Below are 3,192 nucleotides of genomic sequence, written 5' to 3'. Positions count from 1 at the left end.
CGGTCATGCTGATCTCGACTTTCAGTGATCCCTCATTTTAAGAGGGCCCACTGTCCGAGATATCCGCGGCAGGTCACACCATCAACATTCGCCCGACGCTGACGACCAAACAAGCGACGCTCGTTCTTCTCCGTCAACGTGTTCGCCTCCTCCTGCCCAGCGCAGCGACCCCGAAAACCGGGGACATACGTCAAGTATGCCAATTCCGACGCGCAGCGTCCAGAATTCAAAGCAATTTACCACCGGTAAATGTATAGCTTGCTTCAAATCGGCACCGCCGGTATGGCACCTTTCCCCTCTTAGCGCTTCAGTAAAAAGAGGCTGAGGCGCACTCGGCCGAGGCGTGTACCAGGCCTGTAATCTGGTGAACATGAGCGATGCGAATATGAAACCAGAAGATGCAGCCGCCCGAGCGCGGGCAATCATCGAAGCGAACGTGGACACCCGCGTAGAAGCCGTCCGCGCACTCGCCGACGCCGGCAACGAATACGACAGCGCAGACCAGCAACTGAAATTAGCGACCCTCGCTCACGAACACGCCTGGACTGCAGCCCTAGCCTCCGGATGGAGCGAAAAGGACCTCCGCGCTACCGGCGTCAAAGCCCCCGGCCAGTCCACCCCGAAAGCACGAAAACGACGCACCACTGCCCCGGTCACGACCCCAACCACTGAAGCGTAGCCTCCGGCCCTTACCTGTAATAAAGAAGCCCCGTCGAGCACAGCTCGACGGGGCTTCTTCGTGCAACTTGCGTTGCCTTTTCGGCTGTTGATCGTACGCACCATTCCTCCCTTGCGGTATTCCACGGTCCCCTGCCCAATTCACCCCTGACGCTGTAAAACGGCGTACGCCAAAAGGCAATGAGGTTATAAGAGAGGACCACACCATGATCGAACCGCTCACCGTCTACACACTGCCGAACTGCATGCAATGCACCATGACCACCCGGGCACTCGACGCCGCCAACCTGCCCTACACCGTCATCGACCTCACAACGGATGCACGAGCCACCGACCTGATACACCAGTTCGGCTACACCACGGCCCCCATCGTCATCACCCGCGCCGTGACCTGGTCAGGCTTCCAACCCGACAGGATCGCAAAGATAGCCGCCCTGCGCGACCACCCCGCACTCACCGACAAGTAGGCACCCCGCGATGGAATTCAGCACCCTACAGACGACCCCGCCCATCAGCGACCTGGAACACGCGACGCGCACACGAAAGAATGCCGAACCCCTCGACGACCTCCGCGTACACGTGCGCGCCGGCTACACCCTCGCCAGCACACTCACCGCCACCGTCACCGTCACCGGAACCAACTACGTGACCATCATCGACACGCTCACAAAGGACCACGCCAAATGATCACAGCGGCCTGCACCCCACCGCCGTCACCCCTGATGACACCCGGCCAAACCAGCGACGCCCTGGGCATCTCACTCGAGGAACTCAGCACCATGAGACACGGCAATGCCGGACCCAAATACCACGGCATCGGCCTGGGACTCATCCGCTACAACACAGCAGACGTCATACGCTGGCGAACATCACGAGTTGCGGCATAAGGCCAGGGCCATCATCCTGATTACGGCAGATCACTTCAGCAACGAGCCGAAGTCCATCGCACGTAGCTTTACAGCTAATCGTGCGACCCCTGGGCTTCCCCCTCCCACCCAAGAGCCGCTGCAAGCTCATCCGCATCTGGGAGCGCATTCTTCTCCGAAGGTGGCAAGGAGTCGTATGTATACGTGGACACTGCCATTGGAGAGCCCGAGCGACCGAGTGCGTACCGGACTGTGTGATCGTTTCGATCGCCGCAGATAAGTATGCCGACTGTGGGCGCGTGAGCCTCTCTGCGGAGCCGATCGTCCACGAGCGAGACGTAGAAACCAAGTTTGCCGGCGTGTTCCGGTTGGAACTTTCCCGTTTTCAGTTCAATGACGACGTAGCGCAGTTGCTCAATGTGGAAGAAGAGCAAGTCGAGATAGAAGTCATCGCCGGCTACATCGAAATGCACCTGGCACGTAGGGCCCCACGAAGGCGAACCCGGTCCCGAGCTCTCGTAAAGTGTCGACGATGCGGTCCATGAGCGCTTGTTCCAGATCGCGTTCGGCCGCCTCCTCGGTAAGCTCCAGAAAGTCGAAAACGTAAGGGTCTTTGGCGATCTGCCTAGCCAGATCGGAATCGGCGGGCGCCAACTCAGCGCTGAAGTTTGATGGCGCAGCGCCCGTTCTTTCAAGCGTGCGGTTCTTGATCTGATTCAGCAGGACGTTTCGAGACCAACCATTCTGCACAGAAGCCGTGGCATACCACTCACGTGTGTCTTGATCGTCGAGCTTGTCCAGGAGCAGACGGATGTGCCCCCACGGCAAATGTCCCACAGCTTGCGGGACATTTGCGTGGGCAGGCCAGGCCGCAGCAAGCGCCCTCATATATTGCAGATTGCTGCGCGACAACCCGGTCATCTGAGGAAACTCAACGCGCAAATCCCCGGCCAAGCGCTCGATCACGCCAGCGCCCCAACCTTGCTGCTCCTGCTCAGTGACGATGGCACGGCCCAGGGACCAATACAGCTCGATGAGTTGGGTATTGATCGTACGCTGGGCGCGCACCTGAGCATCGCGGACCTGGCGCTTAAGGTTACTGAGGAACTCAGGGTACCCATCGGGAAGAGCAACATCATCACGGGACATGGTCCCATTCTCTCCCAGCTGTGATCGGTGACCGCCGCGCACGCGCGTCACTGCAAGGCAGGTCTAGCAGACGAGCCCTAGAGGCACCTGCGCACCGTGGATCCACCGCGGTGCGCTAACCCCGCGGACCAGCACCTCCGTGCAGCGCTGCACCGGACGGGATACGTCCTCGGCTTCCACCAGCGAACGCGATGAACGACTGGTCAAGGTGGAAGACATCCGCAAAATACCCGAGGGAAACATCCGTTTCTATACAGGGAGAAGGAATCCGTCGTACAGCTCACCCCGTGGTGGACCCGCACGGATGCCGATGAGCTGCGTGAGTCGAAGAAGTGGTCATTGCGCCTCGAGGCGACCACCGCATGAGCGAGGACGAACTCGACCTAATGAGACTCGACGCCAGGCTCCTGAACGTCGAGACGGAACTTGTCAAGGCGGATGAGACCAGTGGGAGTTTAGGCGGCTAGTTCGAGGCGGTCATTCTTGGTGGGTTTGTCGG

The 3,192-nt window shown here is 59.7% G+C and carries 5 protein-coding genes; 3 read left to right on the top strand and 2 right to left on the bottom strand.

From position 1 onward, the window contains the following. Window positions 1-370 precede the first annotated feature (370 nt). The 3 genes from CXY71_RS00380 (at window position 371) to CXY71_RS00370 (ending at window position 1,365) form a co-directional block, all read left to right on the top strand. The gene (locus CXY71_RS00380; protein WP_104133766.1) at window positions 371-679 is read left to right on the top strand and encodes a hypothetical protein; all 309 of its coding nucleotides are present in this window, start codon (window positions 371-373) and stop codon (window positions 677-679) included. Window positions 680-884: 205 nt separating this feature from the next. Beyond that, window positions 885-1,145 (top strand): glutaredoxin domain-containing protein, encoded by a 261-nt coding sequence (locus CXY71_RS00375; protein ID WP_104133765.1) that lies wholly within the window; start codon window positions 885-887, stop codon window positions 1,143-1,145. Window positions 1,146-1,155: 10 nt separating this feature from the next. Then, complete coding sequence (locus CXY71_RS00370; protein ID WP_104133764.1) at window positions 1,156-1,365, top strand: hypothetical protein; 210 nt, start codon at window positions 1,156-1,158, stop codon at window positions 1,363-1,365. Window positions 1,366-1,639: 274 nt separating this feature from the next. Here the strand turns inward: CXY71_RS00370 and CXY71_RS22485 are convergent, their stop codons facing one another. Together CXY71_RS22485 and CXY71_RS00360 are read right to left on the bottom strand one after the other, a co-directional pair. Next, the gene (locus CXY71_RS22485) at window positions 1,640-2,017 is read right to left on the bottom strand and encodes a PDDEXK nuclease domain-containing protein (protein ID WP_368665840.1); all 378 of its coding nucleotides are present in this window, start codon (window positions 2,015-2,017) and stop codon (window positions 1,640-1,642) included. Next, a complete protein-coding gene (locus CXY71_RS00360) occupies window positions 1,992-2,693 on the bottom strand; it encodes a PDDEXK nuclease domain-containing protein (RefSeq protein ID WP_368665839.1) in 702 nt (233 codons plus the stop codon). Before CXY71_RS00360 ends, CXY71_RS22485 begins: the two co-directional genes overlap by 26 nt. Between the last annotated feature and the right edge of the window lie 499 nt (window positions 2,694-3,192).

The organism is Cryobacterium sp. Y62 (assembly GCF_002929785.1).
Classification (GTDB): Bacteria; Actinomycetota; Actinomycetes; order Actinomycetales; family Microbacteriaceae; genus Cryobacterium.
This window is presented reverse-complemented; position numbering and strand designations above follow the sequence as displayed.

Excerpts from the sequence above, each read along its gene's own strand:
- CXY71_RS00380 (WP_104133766.1), top strand. The coding sequence starts at position 371 with ATGAGCGATGCGAATATGAAACCAGAAGATGCAGCCGCCCGAGCGCGG.
- CXY71_RS00375 (WP_104133765.1), top strand. The coding sequence starts at position 885 with ATGATCGAACCGCTCACCGTCTACACACTGCCGAACTGCATGCAATGC.
- CXY71_RS00370 (WP_104133764.1), top strand. The coding sequence starts at position 1,156 with ATGGAATTCAGCACCCTACAGACGACCCCGCCCATCAGCGACCTGGAA.
- CXY71_RS00360 (WP_368665839.1), bottom strand. The coding sequence starts at position 2,693 with ATGTCCCGTGATGATGTTGCTCTTCCCGATGGGTACCCTGAGTTCCTC.